14 protein-coding genes and 1 tRNA gene are annotated in these 15,594 nt (G+C 66.6%); 9 read left to right on the forward strand and 6 right to left on the reverse strand.

Features of this window, described 5'->3' with window-relative positions; translation table 11 throughout:
• Nucleotides 1-129 precede the first annotated feature (129 nt).
• The 7 genes from pepN to DIE23_RS17370 all read left to right on the forward strand — a co-directional run bounded on the left by pepN (nt 130) and on the right by DIE23_RS17370 (nt 8,010).
• A complete protein-coding gene (gene pepN, locus DIE23_RS17340; protein WP_124613262.1) occupies nt 130-2,823 on the forward strand; it encodes an aminopeptidase N in 2,694 nt (897 codons plus the stop codon).
• A gap of 288 nt (nt 2,824-3,111) precedes the next feature.
• Nucleotides 3,112-4,125, forward strand: coding sequence for a class 1 fructose-bisphosphatase (locus tag DIE23_RS17345; RefSeq protein WP_124613263.1), 1,014 nt, complete (start codon nt 3,112-3,114; stop codon nt 4,123-4,125).
• Nucleotides 4,126-4,329: 204 nt separating this feature from the next.
• A tRNA-Thr gene (locus tag DIE23_RS17350) sits at nt 4,330-4,405 on the forward strand.
• A gap of 179 nt (nt 4,406-4,584) precedes the next feature.
• The gene (locus DIE23_RS17355; RefSeq protein WP_124613264.1) at nt 4,585-5,394 is read left to right on the forward strand and encodes a LuxR C-terminal-related transcriptional regulator; all 810 of its coding nucleotides are present in this window, start codon (nt 4,585-4,587) and stop codon (nt 5,392-5,394) included.
• Nucleotides 5,395-5,569: 175 nt separating this feature from the next.
• Nucleotides 5,570-7,315, forward strand: a complete 1,746-nt coding sequence (locus DIE23_RS17360) for an FAD-dependent oxidoreductase (RefSeq protein WP_124613265.1) — start codon at nt 5,570-5,572, stop codon at nt 7,313-7,315.
• Entirely contained in the window at nt 7,312-7,524 is a 213-nt protein-coding gene (locus DIE23_RS17365; RefSeq protein WP_124613266.1) for a hypothetical protein, read from the forward strand. The genes DIE23_RS17360 and DIE23_RS17365 overlap by 4 nt, the downstream gene beginning before the upstream one ends.
• Nucleotides 7,525-7,755: 231 nt before the next feature.
• Nucleotides 7,756-8,010 carry a GlsB/YeaQ/YmgE family stress response membrane protein gene (locus DIE23_RS17370; RefSeq protein ID WP_006476609.1) on the forward strand — a complete coding sequence of 85 codons (255 nt, stop codon included), beginning with the start codon at nt 7,756-7,758 and terminating at the stop codon, nt 8,008-8,010.
• Nucleotides 8,011-8,092: 82 nt separating this feature from the next.
• On the opposite strand, the gene DIE23_RS17375 is transcribed toward DIE23_RS17370, so the two are convergent.
• The 4 genes from DIE23_RS17375 to DIE23_RS17390 form a co-directional block, all read right to left on the reverse strand.
• Nucleotides 8,093-8,575, reverse strand: coding sequence for a TlpA family protein disulfide reductase (locus tag DIE23_RS17375; protein WP_124613267.1), 483 nt, complete (start codon nt 8,573-8,575; stop codon nt 8,093-8,095).
• Complete coding sequence (locus DIE23_RS17380; protein WP_124613268.1) at nt 8,572-9,831, reverse strand: sialidase family protein; 1,260 nt, start codon at nt 9,829-9,831, stop codon at nt 8,572-8,574. Before DIE23_RS17380 ends, DIE23_RS17375 begins: the two co-directional genes overlap by 4 nt.
• Nucleotides 9,819-12,158 carry a TonB-dependent receptor gene (locus DIE23_RS17385; protein WP_124613269.1) on the reverse strand — a complete coding sequence of 780 codons (2,340 nt, stop codon included), beginning with the start codon at nt 12,156-12,158 and terminating at the stop codon, nt 9,819-9,821. The genes DIE23_RS17380 and DIE23_RS17385 overlap by 13 nt, the downstream gene beginning before the upstream one ends.
• A gap of 127 nt (nt 12,159-12,285) precedes the next feature.
• Nucleotides 12,286-12,681 carry a DUF2946 domain-containing protein gene (locus tag DIE23_RS17390; protein ID WP_124613270.1) on the reverse strand — a complete coding sequence of 132 codons (396 nt, stop codon included), beginning with the start codon at nt 12,679-12,681 and terminating at the stop codon, nt 12,286-12,288.
• A gap of 198 nt (nt 12,682-12,879) precedes the next feature.
• On the opposite strand from DIE23_RS17390, the gene DIE23_RS39580 reads away from it, so the two are divergent.
• Together DIE23_RS39580 and DIE23_RS17395 are read left to right on the forward strand one after the other, a co-directional pair.
• The gene (locus DIE23_RS39580; RefSeq protein ID WP_009690993.1) at nt 12,880-13,026 is read left to right on the forward strand and encodes a hypothetical protein; all 147 of its coding nucleotides are present in this window, start codon (nt 12,880-12,882) and stop codon (nt 13,024-13,026) included.
• A 227-nt stretch (nt 13,027-13,253) separates the two neighbouring features.
• Nucleotides 13,254-13,847 carry a chorismate mutase gene (locus tag DIE23_RS17395; RefSeq protein WP_124613271.1) on the forward strand — a complete coding sequence of 198 codons (594 nt, stop codon included), beginning with the start codon at nt 13,254-13,256 and terminating at the stop codon, nt 13,845-13,847.
• 34 nt (nt 13,848-13,881) lie between these two features.
• Here the strand turns inward: DIE23_RS17395 and DIE23_RS17400 are convergent, their stop codons facing one another.
• Together DIE23_RS17400 and DIE23_RS17405 are read right to left on the reverse strand one after the other, a co-directional pair.
• Nucleotides 13,882-15,009 (reverse strand): exonuclease domain-containing protein, encoded by a 1,128-nt coding sequence (locus tag DIE23_RS17400; RefSeq protein ID WP_124613272.1) that lies wholly within the window; start codon nt 15,007-15,009, stop codon nt 13,882-13,884.
• 163 nt (nt 15,010-15,172) lie between these two features.
• Complete coding sequence (locus DIE23_RS17405; RefSeq protein ID WP_027783827.1) at nt 15,173-15,376, reverse strand: cold-shock protein; 204 nt, start codon at nt 15,374-15,376, stop codon at nt 15,173-15,175.
• Nucleotides 15,377-15,594 lie beyond the last annotated feature (218 nt).

Genomic DNA, 15,594 nt, shown 5'->3' on the forward strand with positions numbered 1-15,594 from the left:
CGATAATACGCGGACTCCCGGAACCGGTAAAAAGTTCGCCCGACACGCGGCCGCAAGGCTTTGTACAATGGCCCGGTTGACCCGGCCCGCGCTGCGGGCCCGATCCCCACTCCACCGATCTCGACGACCATGTCCGACAACGCCTCCTCCACCGTGATCCGCCGCGCCGACTACACGCCGCCGGCCTTCCTCATCGATTCCGTCGCACTCGAATTCGATCTCGCGCCGGCCCGCACGATCGTCAGGAATACGATGCGCGTGCGCCGCAACCCGGACGCGGCGCCCACCCCGCATCTGGAGCTGATGGGCGAAGCGCTCGAATTCCTCGGCGCACAGCTCGACGGCGCGCCGTATGGTCCGGTGCGCGCGCACGAACACGGGCTGACCGTCGAAAACGTGCCCGACGCGTTCGAGCTTACGCTCGACAGCGCGTGCGCGCCGGACCAGAACACGACGCTGTCCGGCCTGTACGTGTCGAGCGGCAACTTCTTCACGCAGTGCGAGGCCGAAGGCTTTCGCCGCATCACCTACTTCCTCGACCGCCCCGACGTGATGGCGTCGTACACCGTCACGCTGCGCGCCGACAAGAGCGCGTATCCGGTGCTGCTGTCGAACGGCAACCTCGTCGACTCGGGCGAGCTGCCCGACGGCCGCCACTTCGCGAAATGGGAAGACCCGTTCCGCAAGCCGAGCTATCTGTTCGCGCTGGTCGCGGGCAAGCTTGTCGCGATCGAGGAGAAGATCACGTCCGGCTCCGGCAAGGAAAAGCTGCTGCAGGTGTGGGTCGAACCGGCCGATCTCGACAAGACCCGTCACGCGATGGATTCGCTGATCCACTCGATCCGCTGGGACGAGAAGCGCTTCGGCCTAGAGCTCGATCTCGACCGCTTCATGATCGTCGCAGTGGGCGACTTCAACATGGGCGCGATGGAGAACAAGGGGCTCAATATCTTCAACACGAAGTACGTGCTGGCGAACCCCGAGACCGCAACCGACACCGACTTCGCGAACATCGAATCGGTGGTCGGCCACGAGTACTTCCACAACTGGACCGGCAACCGCGTGACCTGCCGCGACTGGTTCCAGCTGAGCCTGAAGGAAGGGCTGACGGTGTTCCGCGACCAGGAATTCTCGGCCGACATGGCCGCGGGCGACGACGTCGGATCCGCGGCCCGCGCGGTCAAGCGCATCGAGGACGTGCGCGTGCTGCGCCAGCTGCAGTTCGCCGAGGACGCGGGCCCGATGGCGCATCCGGTGCGTCCGGAAAGCTACGTCGAGATCAACAACTTCTACACGATGACCGTCTACGAGAAGGGCTCGGAAGTCGTGCGGATGTACCAGACGCTGTTCGGCCGCGACGGGTTCCGCAAGGGGATGGACCTGTACTTCAAGCGCCACGACGGTCACGCGGTGACGTGCGACGACTTCCGTCACGCGATGGCCGACGCGAACGGGCGCGATCTCGCGCAATTCGAGCGCTGGTACAGCCAAGCCGGCACGCCGCGCGTGTCGGTACGCACCGCATACGACGCGGCCGCGCGCCGCTACACGGTCACGCTTGCGCAAGGCTACGGCGACGCGTCGCCGGCCGCGCGCGAGACGCAGCAGGGGCCGCTGCTGATCCCGTTCGCGATCGGCCTGATCGGCCGCGACGGCCGCGACCTGCCGTTGCGCCTCGACGGCGAAGCCGCCGCAACGGGCACGACACGCGTGCTCGACTTCACCGATACCGAACAGACCTTCACGTTCGTCGACGTGCCAGAGCAGCCGCTGCCGTCGCTGCTGCGCAATTTCTCGGCACCGGTGATCGTCGAATACGACTATACCGACGACGACCTCGCCTTCCTGCTCGCGCACGACAGCGACCCGTTCAACCGCTGGGAAGCCGGCCAGCGCCTCGCGACACGCGCGCTGCTGACGCTCGCCGCGCGCGCCGCCGCGAACGAGCCGCTCACGCTCGGCGAGAAGTTCGTCGCCGCGTTCCGCCGCGTGCTGACCGATGAAAACCTGTCGCCCGCGTTCCGCGAACTCGCGCTGACGCTGCCGTCGGAAACCTATCTGGCCGATCAGATGGCGGAAGCCGATCCGGCTGCCGTGCATCGCGCGCGCCAGTTCGTGCGCCGCCAACTCGCGACCGCGCTGCGCGCCGAGTGGCTCGCCGGCTATGAGCAGCACCAGACGCCGGGCGCGTACGAGCCGACACCGGAAGCATCCGGCCGCCGCGCGCTGAAGAACCTCGCGCTCGCGTATCTCGCCGAACTCGAGGATCCGGCCGACACCGTGCGCATCGCGACCGCACAGTACGACGCCGCGAACAACATGACCGATCGCGCCGCCGCGCTCGGCGCGCTGCTGTCCGCCGCGGCGGCGGGCGCGAACGACGCGGCCGCGCGTGCGCTCGACGACTTCTACCGTCGCTTCGAGAAGGAAGCGCTCGTGATCGACAAGTGGTTCGCGATGCAGGCCGCGCAGCGCGGCACGTCCGCCCAGCCGACGCTCGCGAAGGTCCGCACGCTGATGGCTCACCCTGCGTTCAACCTGAAGAACCCGAACCGCGCACGCTCGCTGATCTTCAGCTTCTGCGCGGCGAACCCGGCGCAATTCCACGCGGCGGACGGCTCGGGCTACGCGTTCTGGGCCGAACAGGTGCTCGCGCTCGACGCGATCAACCCGCAGGTCGCCGCGCGCCTCGCCCGCTCGCTCGAACTGTGGCGACGCTTCACGCCGGCGCTGCGCGACCGGATGCGCGAAGCGCTCGAGCAGGTCGCTGCCGGCGCGAAATCGCGTGACGTGCGCGAGATCGTCGAGAAGGCGCTCGCATAACGTAACGCACGCGATTCGCCTTGCGCGTCCGCACGACGAAGCCGGCGCCGCCCCGTTGCGGCGCCGGCTTTTTTTATCGGCCGAAGGTTGGCGGGGTCGGAGCCGGACAAGGGTTCGAACACCCGGCTTTCCCGCCGCGGCAGGGCCGATCCGCGGCGCAGTGCACGCCGGAGCCCGGCCGAATCGGCCGCCCGACCATGTAACCGGACGAAAAAAGGCGGCGGGTCGGGAGGCGCGCCGGGTAAAATTGCGGCAATTCAAGGATTCTTTGGCCTTTCGGAGTCTGTCATGTCCATTGCCCGCCGCACCACGCTGTCCAAGTTCCTGATCGAGCAGCAGCGTGAGACCAACAACCTGCCCGCCGACCTCCGCCTGCTGATCGAAGTCGTCGCCCGCGCGTGCAAGGCGATCAGCTACAACGTGTCGAAGGGCGCGCTCGGCGATGCACTCGGTACCGCCGGCAGCGAGAACGTCCAGGGCGAAGTGCAGAAGAAGCTCGACATCCTGTCGAACGAGATCCTGCTCGACGCGAACGAATGGGGCGGCAACCTCGCCGCGATGGCGTCGGAGGAAATGGAAACGTTCTTCCCGATCCCCGCGAACTACCCGCGCGGCGAATACCTGCTCGTGTTCGACCCGCTCGACGGCTCGTCGAACATCGACGTGAACGTGTCGATCGGCACGATCTTCTCGGTGCTGCGCTGCCCGGACGGCAAGCTGGCCACCGAGGAATCGTTCCTGCAACCGGGCACGGAGCAGGTCGCGGCCGGCTACGCGGTGTACGGCCCGCAAACCGTGTTCGTGCTGACGACCGGCAACGGCGTGAACTGCTTCACGCTCGATCGCGAAGTCGGCTCGTGGGTGCTCACGCAAAGCAACATGCAAATCCCGGCCGATACGCGCGAATACGCGATCAACGCATCGAACGCACGCCACTGGTACGAACCGGTCCAGCGCTACGTCAACGAGCTGAACGCCGGCAAGGAAGGCCCGCGCGGCGACAACTTCAACATGCGCTGGATCGCGTCGATGGTGGCCGACGTGCACCGGATCCTGAACCGCGGCGGCATCTTCATGTACCCGGCCGACAAGCGCACGCCCGATCGTCCGGGCAAGCTGCGCCTGATGTATGAAGCGAACCCGATGTCGTTCATCGTCGAACAGGCGGGCGGCGCCGCGACGACGGGCACGCAGCGCATCATGGAAGTGCAGCCGAACGGCCTGCACCAGCGCGTGCCGGTATTCCTCGGTTCGAAGAACGAAGTCGAGCGCGTGACCGGCTATCACAACGAAGGCGAATAAATTCGCACTGCACCACTAGACGGAGGTGCGAGACCTCAGTACAATCGCGCCTTCGCGATGTGGCCCTGACAGGCTGCATCGCAGTGAAGTGAAAGCGGGAGTCCGCCGGATCGAGGGTTTCGCGAAGCAGCAGCAAGCTGAAAAAATTTCGCAAAACCTATTGCCAAGATCTCGGATTTCACCATATAATTTCATTTCTCTGCTGCCGGTGTAGCTCAGTTGGTAGAGCAGCGCATTCGTAATGCGAAGGTCGTAGGTTCGACTCCTATCTCCGGCACCAAGATATAAAGGCCTGATAAGCATCGCTTATCAGGCCTTTTCTCTTTTCCGGCCACGTTTCCGATACACGAAATCGTACGCCCGCCCTCCCCGTCATTTCCTGCTTGCGGGCATCTCCCGACTCCCGCGCCGCGCGCCGCCGATTACAATCGCCGGACCACCCGCCCCTCCCCCAGCATCATGCGCACCTGGCGTCTCGAACGACCGAACCTCAGCGGACAACTGGACGTGTCCCGCGCAACCGGTCTCGTCGCCGCGATCGGCGGCAGCGAACCGAATGCGTTCGCGGCGGAAATCCTGAAGCTGTTCGACGATGCGCTGTCCGTCACGCAGTGCACGATCTTCGCGTATGAGTTCGGCAACCGGCCGCGCACCGTGTCGGTCGCCGATCATCGCGGCGGCCGCTACCTGCGCGACGTCGCCGACACCTACGCGCGACATTTCTACGCCCTCGACGGCAACCAGAAGATCGTCTCGACCACGGGTCGCGGCACGCACCGCCGCGACGTGCTGCTGCATCAGCAGGCCAGCGACGAGATCGGCCACGATGCGTATCGCGCGGCCTGCTACCGCGGCCCGGACGTATCCGATCGCCTCGCGTTGCTGATGCAGCCGAACGACTCGACCTGGCTGTCGATCAACCTGTATCGCGCGCATCGCAGCGGCGCGTTCCAGCCGCGCGAGATCGCGGCCATCGAAACGCTCGCACCGTTGATCGTGCAGGCCGCGCAGCATCACTACACGCTCGCCGGCTCGACGCAGATCGGCATCCCGCAACTGATGCTCGCGCGGCTGCGCGGCGCATGCCCTGCACTGTCCAAGCGCGAACTCGACGTGCTGCGCGGCGTGCTCGAAGGCCAGACCGCGCAGGAGATCGGCGACACGATCGGCGTGAAGGCCTCGAGCGTCGTCACCTACCAGAAGCGCGCGTACCGGCGCCTCGGCATCTCGAGCCAGCGCCAGCTGTTTGCGCTGTGCCTGCAACCCTGAACTGCGCGCGCCGATCCTGAGCGCGTCGGGGTAAATCCCGGCCCACCGCCGGCCGTTCGCCGTACCCGGAATGGGGACAGCGGCGTCCGGCACGGCTTCCATACTGCATCCAACTGCCCGCACGCATCGCGTCGTCGAGCGTGCGCGTCCGATCAGTGCAACCTGGAAGCCAACGATGGGCATCGAATTCAAGCCATATCCGTTCGTCGCCGCGCGCCATCGCGCGCACCTGCCGCCCCGCAGCGACGGTGTCGATACGCAGCGGCACCACGTCGCGATCGTCGGCGGCGGGCCGGTGGGCCTCGCCGTCGCACTCGGCCTTGCCAATCACGGCATCCGCAGCGTGCCGCTGGAAGCCGACGATTCGGTCTGTCACGGCAGCCGCGCGATCTGCATCTCGCGACGCAGCCTCGAGATCATCGAGCGGCTCGGCGCGCTCGACAGCTTCATGCGCGTCGGACTGCCGTGGAGCGGCGGACGCAGCTTCTATCGTCGCGACGAAGTGCTGCATTTCACGATGCCGCAGGACGAGAACCAGAAGCTGCCGCCGATGGTGAACCTCGCGCAGTATCACATCGAGCAGTTCCTGCTCGATGCCGCGCTGCGCCGCCCCGAACTCATCGAGATCCGCTGGCAGGCGAAGGTCGCGGGTGTCACGCGGCACCCGGACGGCGTGCGCCTCGACGTCGACACGCCGCTCGGCGGCTACGCACTCGATGCCGACTGGGTCGTCGCGAGCGATGGCGGGCGCAGCACGATGCGCGATGCGCTCGGCCTGTCGCTGCAGGGCACAAGCTATGAAGGCCGCTACGTGATCGTCGACATCGCGCTCGACAGCGATCGGCCGACCGAGCGGCTCGCATACTTCGACCCGGCATCGAACCCCGGCTCGACGGTGCTCGTGCACAAGCAGCCCGACAACGTATGGCGGATCGACTACCAGTTGCGCGACGACGAGGATCCCGAAGCGGCGGTGAAACCCGAGAACGTGATCCCGCGCGTGCAGAACCTGCTCGACATGATGGGCGAGCGCGGCGACTGGTCGCCGATCTGGATCACGATCTACAAGGCGAACGCACTGACGCTCGAACGCTACCGGCACGGCCGCGTGCTGTTCTGCGGCGACGCCGCGCACCTCGTGCCGATCTTCGGCGTGCGCGGCGCGAATTCGGGCATCGACGACGCCGACAATGTCGCGTGGAAACTGGCGTACGTCATTCGCGGCCTCGCGTCGGACGCGCTGCTCGACAGCTATTCGGACGAACGCGTGTTCGCGACGCACGAGAACCTGCGCTACGGCACCAAGAGCACCGAGTTCATGGCGCCGCCGTCGTTCGCGTTCGACCTGATGCGCAAGGCCGTGCTGACGCTCGCAGTCCGCCATCCGGCGTTGCGTTCGCTGATCAATCCGCGCCAGACGTCGGCCATCGCTTATACGGCGTCGCCGCTCAATGCGGACGAGCGCGATACGTTTTCGGCCGGGCCGGCGCCCGGCATGGTACTCGCGGAATGTCCGCTGATGCTGCATGCGTCGAGCGACATCGGCAACGCCGACGGCGCGCGGCGCGGCCACCTGACCGATCTCGTCGGCCCGCGTTTCACCGCGCTCCGCTTCACGCGCGACGGTGCGCCCGATCCGTCGTTCGCCGATCTCGAGCGACACCTGCGCGACGCCGGCATACCGTTCGCGCCGGTCACGCTCGCGCGGCACGCGGCACCGCAACAGCCGGGGTGCGTCGGCTACGATGCCGACGGCCGGCTGTTCGACCTGTACGGTGCGCGCGACGGCACCGTCTATCTCGTGCGTCCGGACGGACACGTGCTCGGCCGCTGGCACGATGCACGCGCCGCCGACCTGACCGCCGCACTCGAACGCGCGCTTCACCCGCACACGTCAGCCGATCTTCAGGAGAACACATGATGACCGACACCGAACGCGACATCCTATACACCGACCTGTGCCGCACGATGACCCGCATCGGCGAAACCGATGCGTCGCTCTTTCTCGCCCGCTTCGCACTGCTGGCGATCGAGGCGATCGGCGATGCGGCGACCGTTACCCGCCTGATTGCCGATGCCGGCGACGGCCTGCCCGAAACGGACGCACCGGCACCGACGCACGGACGATGACGCATGACGCACCACCGTGCTGCCACCGCCATTCCTTACAGATATATTTCACAGACGGACGAATCATCTGGAAAAACCCGTTAAGGGTGCATAACATTACTTAACGATTCCGACCCGTCTATCGCGTTACATTGCGTGGGCGGCGCGGCAGGTCGCATGTCGCCTTCATACAGCTTGCGGCGAAACAGCCGACGTCCGGTCATTTCGACTCAACTTAAGGAGAGGATCACCATGACTCATGGCTTGATTATGTGGCTCATCATCGGCGCGATTGCCGGCTGGCTGGCTGGCTTGCTCGTCAAGGGCGGCGGGTTCGGCCTGATCGTCGACATCATCGTCGGCATCGTCGGCGCGGTGATCGGCGGCTGGCTGGCCGGGCTGCTCGGCATCAGCATCGGCAGCGGCTTCATCGGCTCGGTGATCGTCGCGGTCATCGGCGCCGTGATCCTGCTGTTCGTGATCCGGCTGTTCAGGCGCGCGGCCTGACGATCTTCTCGCGCGCCTTCGGGCGCGTTTTCGTTCTTGCATTGAAGCGGCGCGCGGCATCCCGCGCGCGCCGCCGTCCGTTTCAGCGGTGCTTGCCGCGCTGCAACCAGCCGTCGAGCACGTCGGTCGTCAGCAATCCGCTGCGCGCTTCACGTGCGCCATCGCGTCCAATCCCCACGGTTCGCGGCATTTCTCCCCGCCATCCCGCATCGAGCGCCGCCCGCAGACGCTCGGGCATCGGCTCCGCGTTCGCATACTGTGCGACCTGCGGCGGCAGGTTCATTTGCGCGAGCGCCTGCGCAATTGCCGCACCGTTGTCGTCGTACGCGTCCATCGAGACCATCGCGAGTTGCACGTCCGGATGCCAGCGCTGCCACGCGACGAGATGCGCGGCGTTCTCGCGGCAGTATCCGCAATCGAGCGACCAGATCTCGACCGCGAGCGGCCGTTCATGCGCCGTCGCGTACACCTTCGCGACCTCGGCCGCACGCAGCGGTTGCAGTTCGCCGGCCCAAGCGGGCAAGCTCGCAAGCACCGCACCGATCAACACCATCAGCCGTTTCATTGCGCACCCTCCACGGGAATCAGCCGGTAGCCGTCGTTACGCGTACGCCACGACAGGTAGATACGGCCCGCATCGTCGAGCAGTTGCGGGTTGTCGCTCGCGCCCGACGTCGACGCGATCGCGCACTGCGCCGACCAGTGCTCGCCGCGATCGTCCGAGCGGCGCAGCTTGATCTGCATCGTGTCGCCGTCGAACGCCTTCCATGCGAGCCAGACGACATCACCGCGCGCGACGAGCGCCGCATGCGATGCCTGCTCGGCCGGCACCGCCGGATTCGCGCCGAACGCCCAGGGCGTGCCGCGCGGCCGGCCATCGGCGCCGATGCGCGAATAAAACACGTCGGCGCGGCCGTCGACGACGCCGAACCACGCAAGATGGCGCGTGCCGTCCGGTGTGATCGCGAGCGCCGGCCCGTGCTCGGGACAGGCCTCGACATGCCAGTTCGAGAACGTCGCACGCTCCGGCAGGACGGGCGCCGACGCCGACACGGGCAATACCGCGAGCGCATGGTCGCGGATCTGCCCCGGGAACACGTTGCGCCACACGGCTTCGATGTGTCCGGCCGGATCGATCGCCATCGCGATGCGGCAGCATTCGCACGTGTGGTCGGTCACCTTGCGCTCGGGCTCGAACGACGCGCCGCCGTCGCGCGACACCGCGTAGTAGACGGCCGCGCCGTCGTACGCCTGCCCCGCCGCCTTCGCCGCGACGAGGTCGCGCTTGTCGATCCACGCGATCGCGATGTTGCCGGCCGAATCGACGGCCATCATGTCGAAGCGGTGCGTGATCGCCTGCCGGTCGCGATGCACGGTGACCGGTACGCTCCAGGTCACGCCGCCATCGAGCGAACGCGAAAAGCGCACCATGCCTGTGTACGGCGCATCGAGCGGCATCGACCATGACACGTACACCGCGCGACCGTCCGGGCTCGTCGCAGTCTTCGAGCGATTCTCCGCACTCGTGTAGATCGGCTCGGGCATCGCGTTGACGGTCACGGGCGCGGACAGCGTGCGGCCCGCGTCGTCCGAGTGCGCGACGACGACGTGCGCGCCGTCGACCCATGCGACCCACAGCCGGTGCCGCGCGTCGAACGCCGCGCCGGTCGCGAGCGGCTGCTTCTGTTGCACCGGTGCGGCCTGCATGCTCATGTGCGCCGCATGCGAATCGGCGGCTCTGGGTGCGTCGTGTGCGCCGGCGGGCGACAGCGCCGCGAGCCACAACGCGCAGCCTGCCGCGAACGATTTCACATCAACCATTTCAGTTCTCCGAAGAAAGTGCGGCCCGGATACGGGTGGAACACGTAATAGCGGCGGTCCGTCAGGTTGTCGATGCCGACCGACGCGGTCCAGTGACGATCGAACCGGTAACGCGCCTTCAGGTCGACGACCGTGAAGATGCTCGTGCCGCCGTACACGTCCGGATTCACGTCGCTGTTGTCGAGCGTGTTGAACTGGCGGCCCGAGTAACGGACGCCGACGCTCGCGAGCCAATGTTCGTCGAAGCGGTACGACGCGAGCAGGTTCGCGCGCATGCGCGGGATGCGCGGAAAGCGCGAGCCGACGTACGCCGGATTCGCGGCGTCGGCCAGGATCTGCGCATTGCTCGCCGATACGTTCGCGTCGATGTCGAGCCCGCGCAGCCCGACGTTCTGGCCGCTGAATCCGAGCTCGACGCCGCGTACGCGCACGCGATCGACGTTCGAGATGTTGGTGACGGTCGACGCGCCCGACACCGTCGTCTGGCTGTAGATCGAATCGCGCAGGTCGCTCTGGAACACGCTCGCGCGCACGACGCCGACGCCCACATCGCGCTCGGCCGTGAAGTCCCAGTCGATCGCCTTTTCCGGCCGCAGGTTCGGGTTGTTGTTGACGATCGCGTTGTTCGAGATCGTGCCCTGGAACAGTTCGCCGACCGTCGGGAAGCGCGTGCCGGTCGCGAACGACAGCCGGAAACGCCATACGTCCGTCGCGTCCCACTGCAGCGCGACTTTCGGCGACAACGCATTCGCGCCGCGGTCCGCGTAACCGAGCGTGCCGTTTGCGTTGCCGAGCGCACCGCCGTACGCATCCCAGCGCTCGTAGCGCAAGCCGAGGGTCGCGAGCCAGCCCGGCGCGAAACGCCACGCGTCCTGCGCGAACAGCGCCTGCGTGCGCGTGTCGCCCTGGTAGATGCTCGCGAGCGACGTGGTCGGCCCGGCCAGCCAGTCGGCCGTGTTGTACGTGACGTTGCGCAGGAAATAGTTGTCGTAGTGATAGCCGAACGTGAACGTGTGGCCCTTCATTTCCGGCGCCTCGGCCTTCAGGTCGAACGTGCGCCAGCCCGTGCCGTCGCCCTGGAACAGCGTGCCCGCCCCGCCCTGCACGGTCGATGCCGCGCGCAGCACGTCGCGCGACACGTCGTACGCGGACACCACACCCGACAGCCGCCAGCCCGAATCGAGCCGGCCGTTCAGCCCGAGCGCGTACAGCCAGTTCTCCTGGTCGCCGCGTTGCGGCGCGAACGCGCTCGGCGCGACCGTCATGTTCTGGCCGCCGATCGACACGTTGCCGCCGTAGACGGGATTGCCGGCCGCGTCGCGCAGGAAGGTTTCGCCGTGCTGCCGGTAATGGTTTTCCCAGTGCCCGAGCGTCAGCGTCGCGTCGAGGCGGTCCGTGAACGCATAACCCATCCGGACCGTCTCGTTGAGCTGCTCGGTCCGTTCGATGTTCTGCGCGCCGACGATCTTGCGCGGCTTGCCGTTCGGTCCGATGTCGGTTGCCGCACCCGTCACGGGCACCGCGGCACCGAGCCGCGGGTTGTAGGCGGAATTGGGGCTCGCATACTGCATCGGCTGACCGTCGTTCTCCAGCCGATCGAGCGACAGCGAGAACCAGAATTTGCCGACGCGGTTCGCGATCCGCGCGGTCTGGTGATTTCCGCCGAAGCTGTCCGCGAACCCGTAGCCGTCGTGATAGCGCTGCGTGAAGAACTGCGTCGACAGCGACGCCTCGAGCTTGTCGGGGCGCCGCGTCGTCAGCAGCACGGTCGAGCCGATCGCGTTGCCGGGATACAGCGCGGAAAAGGGGCCATACAGCACGTCGACGCGCGCGATATCGTCGGGCGCGATCAGCGACCAGCGCGGCGGGTACGCATAGCTCGAGCCGAGCAGGTTCGACAGCAGCAGGCCGTCGGCGTACACGAGCCCGCGCGCGCTCTGCAGTTCATTGAAGTCGCGGCCGGCGAACACGCTGTTGCGGTCGCCGATGTAGCGCTTGCGAACCATCAGGTTGGGCGCGTACTTCAGTGCGTCCTCGGTGGTGACGTTGGTGTGCGCGTCGATCTGCTCGCGCGTGATCGACTCGACGACGGCCGGCGTATCCGGATCGACGGCTTGCCGCTGGGCGGTGACGTTGACGGCGGTCAACGTGTCGCCCGCCGAGGCGACCGGTGCGGCACGGCCGGCCGGGTTGCCCGAGCCGCCGCGCACCGGGTCGGCCGATGCGCCATCGATCGGGGCCGCCTGTGCGGTCGGCCAGGCAAAGGCGGCCGCGCAGGCGAGCGCGAGCCGGCCGCGCGACGGCCGCGCGGCGAAGGTGAACGACATGGATGAATTCCTGAAAACGTGACCGGACACCGCCGGACGCGAGCCGACGCGCCGCGCGCAGACGGCGCGGCGCGCGGACCGGGCCGCGGACGGCACGCGCGCCACCGGGGCGCGCGGACGATATCAATCAGATCGGGACGTTTTCAGGCGGACCGCGCGGCTGCGCGAGACGGATGCCCTTGCGGGGAAAATCGGGAACGGCCGGGGCGGCCGCCCGATACGCGAACGCGCGCACGAAACCCGGCAACGCGGGCAGGCTCGTGCCGAGCGCGACGTTCGCCGCGAAGCCGGGGCAGTACACGCAGTGCGGCACGCCGGCATGGTCGAACGACGACGTGCCGCGGTCGTCGCCCGACTGCGCGAGGACGACCTGGCGGGCGCCTGCCGCACTGCACAACTCGAGCGTGAGCGCGCCGGAACCGCTCGATGCGAGACGCGCGTAGCCGACGACGGGCGACAGTACGTTCAGTACCAGCGCCAGCGCCAGCCATACGAGGCCGATCCATCGCGTCGTTCGTTTCATCGCGGTCCAGGAAAAAGTGCGCGCAAGTATAGCAAGCGGCCCGACTGTTGCCGACCGCGCGGGGTGTGATAGCCGGCATCGCACGGCGCGCAGCAGCGCATGTGCCGTTAATACAACAGAGACAAAATCTAACGATTCGCCACTGGCATAAAGCCAAGCGCGAGGTTGATAATTATCGAACCTGCTGGAGAAATGACCATGGACGAAAGACCAACCCGCATGCCCCCGCCCGAGCAAGTGATGAGCCCGGATCCGGAACCCGTCGGCGTGGAATTCCTCGCCGAATTGCCCGAGCACGTCCGGGCATTCTTCGACGAGCAGCACAAGCTGTACTCGCCGAAGTGAACCTACGTTCCGTTCTGTAACCGCCACGTGTCGATCGATATCGTGCGGTTCATCGCTGCGTTTTCGGCGCAGATCGCTACGCACCCGGGCTGCAACGGCCTGACGGTGCAGGATCAGTTCGTCCGCTGATTCTTCTGTCGCGTCGTTTCGCCGCGCGACTGTCTTCGTCTATCCTTCTGGTTTTCCACCTCCGGCCCGCCCGGCTCTCCCCTCTCCCGATCGTTCCGATGAAACAAGCCATTCGTGTCAGCGTCGCTGTCGCCGCGCTCGGCGCCGCCCTTTTTTCGTCACCGCACATCGCACGCGCCGACGGCGACGACACCGCTCTCACCAATCTCGTCGCGCTCGCGTCGCAGCGGCTCGCGCTTGCCGAACCCGTCGCGCGATGGAAATGGGCGAACCACAAGGAGATCGAGGACCGGCCGCGCGAAGCGGCGCTGCTCGCATCGGTGGAGAAGCGCGCCGCACAGTCCGGCGTGGATCCTGCGTTCGCGCGCACGTTCTTCGAGGATCAGATCGCCGCGAGCAAGGACGTGCAGAACGCGCTGTTTGCAAAGTGGCGCGCGACGCGGCCGCCGGAAGGCGCGCCGCCCGACCTCGCGACCAGCACGCGGCCGGCGCTCGACCAGCTCACGCAAAAGATGCTGACGGGCCTCGCGCAAGTCGCGCCGCTGCGCGACGCACCCGATTGCCAGGCGCGGCTCGCACGCAGCATCGCGAACTGGAAGTCGCTCACTCGCTACGACTCCACCCAGACGCAGGCGCTCAGCACAGCGCTGTCGCATGTCTGCTCCGCCGGCGGCGCCAGCGCGATCGGCTGACGGCCATTGCATTGCGCGCTGCAGCCCGCGGTGCTCAGTCGGCAGGCGTGAGTGCCGCGAGCGGAATCAGCTGCAGGCCGCGCGCGAGATGCGTCTGCAGCAGACGATGGGTATGGGGTTCGAACGCGCCGTCCGCGCCATCGGCCACGAGCCGCACGGCCGCGTCGAGCGACTCGGCCGCACCGAGGTAACGCCAGCCGTCGATCACGTGAAACAGGCGGCGCTCGCCGATCGCCTCGAACGCAACCGCGCCGTCGAACGGCCAGGGCGCATTACCCGCACGGACGTTATCGGCTGCGGGACGCCGGTTGTACGACGGACGCAGGCGGGCGATCCACTGCGCTTCGGCGAGCATTGCGCCCAGTTCGTTGCCGGTCTCCCGCCATTCGACACGCCGGACCTGCTGCGCAATCCGCATTTCCTTCGACGAGCGCCGCTCGCCGGTCAGCAGCGCGCGCAAACGCTGCCGCACGCGCACGCTCCGGCCGACATACAGTGCTGCGTCGCCCTCCCCGAACAACGCGTACGCGCCGCAGCCGGCCGGCGCGGTATCGAGCCACGCTTCGGTCATGCCACCCGCGAGACGGAAGTGGCGCGTCGTACGCGCAATCTGGTCGCTCAGACGCTCGAGCGGCACGATCTCATGCAATTGCCGCCAGAACTGCCAAAGCAGATCGGCATCCGCGAGTGCCCGGTGTCGGGCGGCTGGAACGAGGCCATGCCGCTCGATCAGCGCATCGAGTCCGTGCCGCGCCTCGCGCGGAAAGAGCGCGCGCGACAGGCGCACCGTGCACAGCACGTCCGGATTGAACGCAATGCCGGCGCGCTCGAATTCGGCACGCAGGAAGCCCCGGTCGAAGTTCGCGTTATGCGCGACGAACAGCTTGCCATCGAGTCGCTCGAACAGCGCGGGCGCGAGCGACGCGAACGACGGCGCGTCGCGCACCATCTCGTCCGAAATGCCTGTCAGTTGCTGGATGAACGGCGGAATCGACTGTCCCGGATTGACCACCGTCGTCCATGTCGATGCGCCAAGCGGACCGATTTCGACCACGCCGATTTCAGTGATGCGGTGCTCGGCGGGCGAGCCACCGGTGGTTTCGAGGTCGACGAAGACGAGCGGCTGTTCGCAGGCGGGATCGGACGGACGAGAATCGGACATGAAAAGACAGGGGGAAACGATGCTTTCGTGAGTATGCACCGGCAGGCGTGTTCGCGACCAGTCCGAACCGGCGTCGATTCGCCGACCACCGGTTTTCGTGCCCCCAAAAAGCAAAAGGCCCCCGCGATGCGGGGGCCGGACGTGATCGGCAATGCGTGGCGCGTCAGACCGCCTGGATATTCGCTGCCTGCTTGCCTTTCGGCCCGACTTTCACTTCAAAGGAAACGCGCTGGTTTTCCTTCAGCGTTTTGAAGCCGTCCATCCGGATTTCGGAAAAGTGCGCAAACAAATCTTCGCCGCCATTGTCGGACGTAATAAAACCGAAACCTTTAGCATCGTTAAACCATTTTACGATACCGGTATCCATACCTTCGTTCCCCACTCGTTTAGATCAAAAAAGCTACTGTTTATAGCCACTTCCCGAAATCCCGCAACGGTGCGCCGATACTCTCCCCAGCGCTCCGCCCGGGGACGGAGTGCTGACTTTATAAATTGGACAATCCGGGTGCGTCAAGGAAATTTTGAATGCTTTCTTTATCAAAAAAACGTCAATACCACTGGAATCGGCACACCATCGTCTTTTAT

Source organism: Burkholderia sp. Bp9143 (assembly GCF_003853645.1).
Lineage (GTDB): Bacteria > Pseudomonadota > Gammaproteobacteria > Burkholderiales > Burkholderiaceae > Burkholderia.

What these genes read in the sequence shown, in the direction of transcription:
- pepN (WP_124613262.1), top strand. Translation starts at nt 130, where the DNA reads ATGTCCGACAACGCCTCCTCCACCGTGATCCGCCGCGCCGACTACACG.
- DIE23_RS17345 (WP_124613263.1), top strand. Translation starts at nt 3,112, where the DNA reads ATGTCCATTGCCCGCCGCACCACGCTGTCCAAGTTCCTGATCGAGCAG.
- DIE23_RS17355 (WP_124613264.1), top strand. Translation starts at nt 4,585, where the DNA reads ATGCGCACCTGGCGTCTCGAACGACCGAACCTCAGCGGACAACTGGAC.
- DIE23_RS17360 (WP_124613265.1), top strand. Translation starts at nt 5,570, where the DNA reads ATGGGCATCGAATTCAAGCCATATCCGTTCGTCGCCGCGCGCCATCGC.
- DIE23_RS17365 (WP_124613266.1), top strand. Translation starts at nt 7,312, where the DNA reads ATGATGACCGACACCGAACGCGACATCCTATACACCGACCTGTGCCGC.
- DIE23_RS17370 (WP_006476609.1), top strand. Translation starts at nt 7,756, where the DNA reads ATGACTCATGGCTTGATTATGTGGCTCATCATCGGCGCGATTGCCGGC.
- DIE23_RS17375 (WP_124613267.1), bottom strand. Translation starts at nt 8,575, where the DNA reads ATGAAACGGCTGATGGTGTTGATCGGTGCGGTGCTTGCGAGCTTGCCC.
- DIE23_RS17380 (WP_124613268.1), bottom strand. Translation starts at nt 9,831, where the DNA reads ATGGTTGATGTGAAATCGTTCGCGGCAGGCTGCGCGTTGTGGCTCGCG.
- DIE23_RS17385 (WP_124613269.1), bottom strand. Translation starts at nt 12,158, where the DNA reads ATGTCGTTCACCTTCGCCGCGCGGCCGTCGCGCGGCCGGCTCGCGCTC.
- DIE23_RS17390 (WP_124613270.1), bottom strand. Translation starts at nt 12,681, where the DNA reads ATGAAACGAACGACGCGATGGATCGGCCTCGTATGGCTGGCGCTGGCG.
- DIE23_RS39580 (WP_009690993.1), top strand. Translation starts at nt 12,880, where the DNA reads ATGGACGAAAGACCAACCCGCATGCCCCCGCCCGAGCAAGTGATGAGC.
- DIE23_RS17395 (WP_124613271.1), top strand. Translation starts at nt 13,254, where the DNA reads ATGAAACAAGCCATTCGTGTCAGCGTCGCTGTCGCCGCGCTCGGCGCC.
- DIE23_RS17400 (WP_124613272.1), bottom strand. Translation starts at nt 15,009, where the DNA reads ATGTCCGATTCTCGTCCGTCCGATCCCGCCTGCGAACAGCCGCTCGTC.
- DIE23_RS17405 (WP_027783827.1), bottom strand. Translation starts at nt 15,376, where the DNA reads ATGGATACCGGTATCGTAAAATGGTTTAACGATGCTAAAGGTTTCGGT.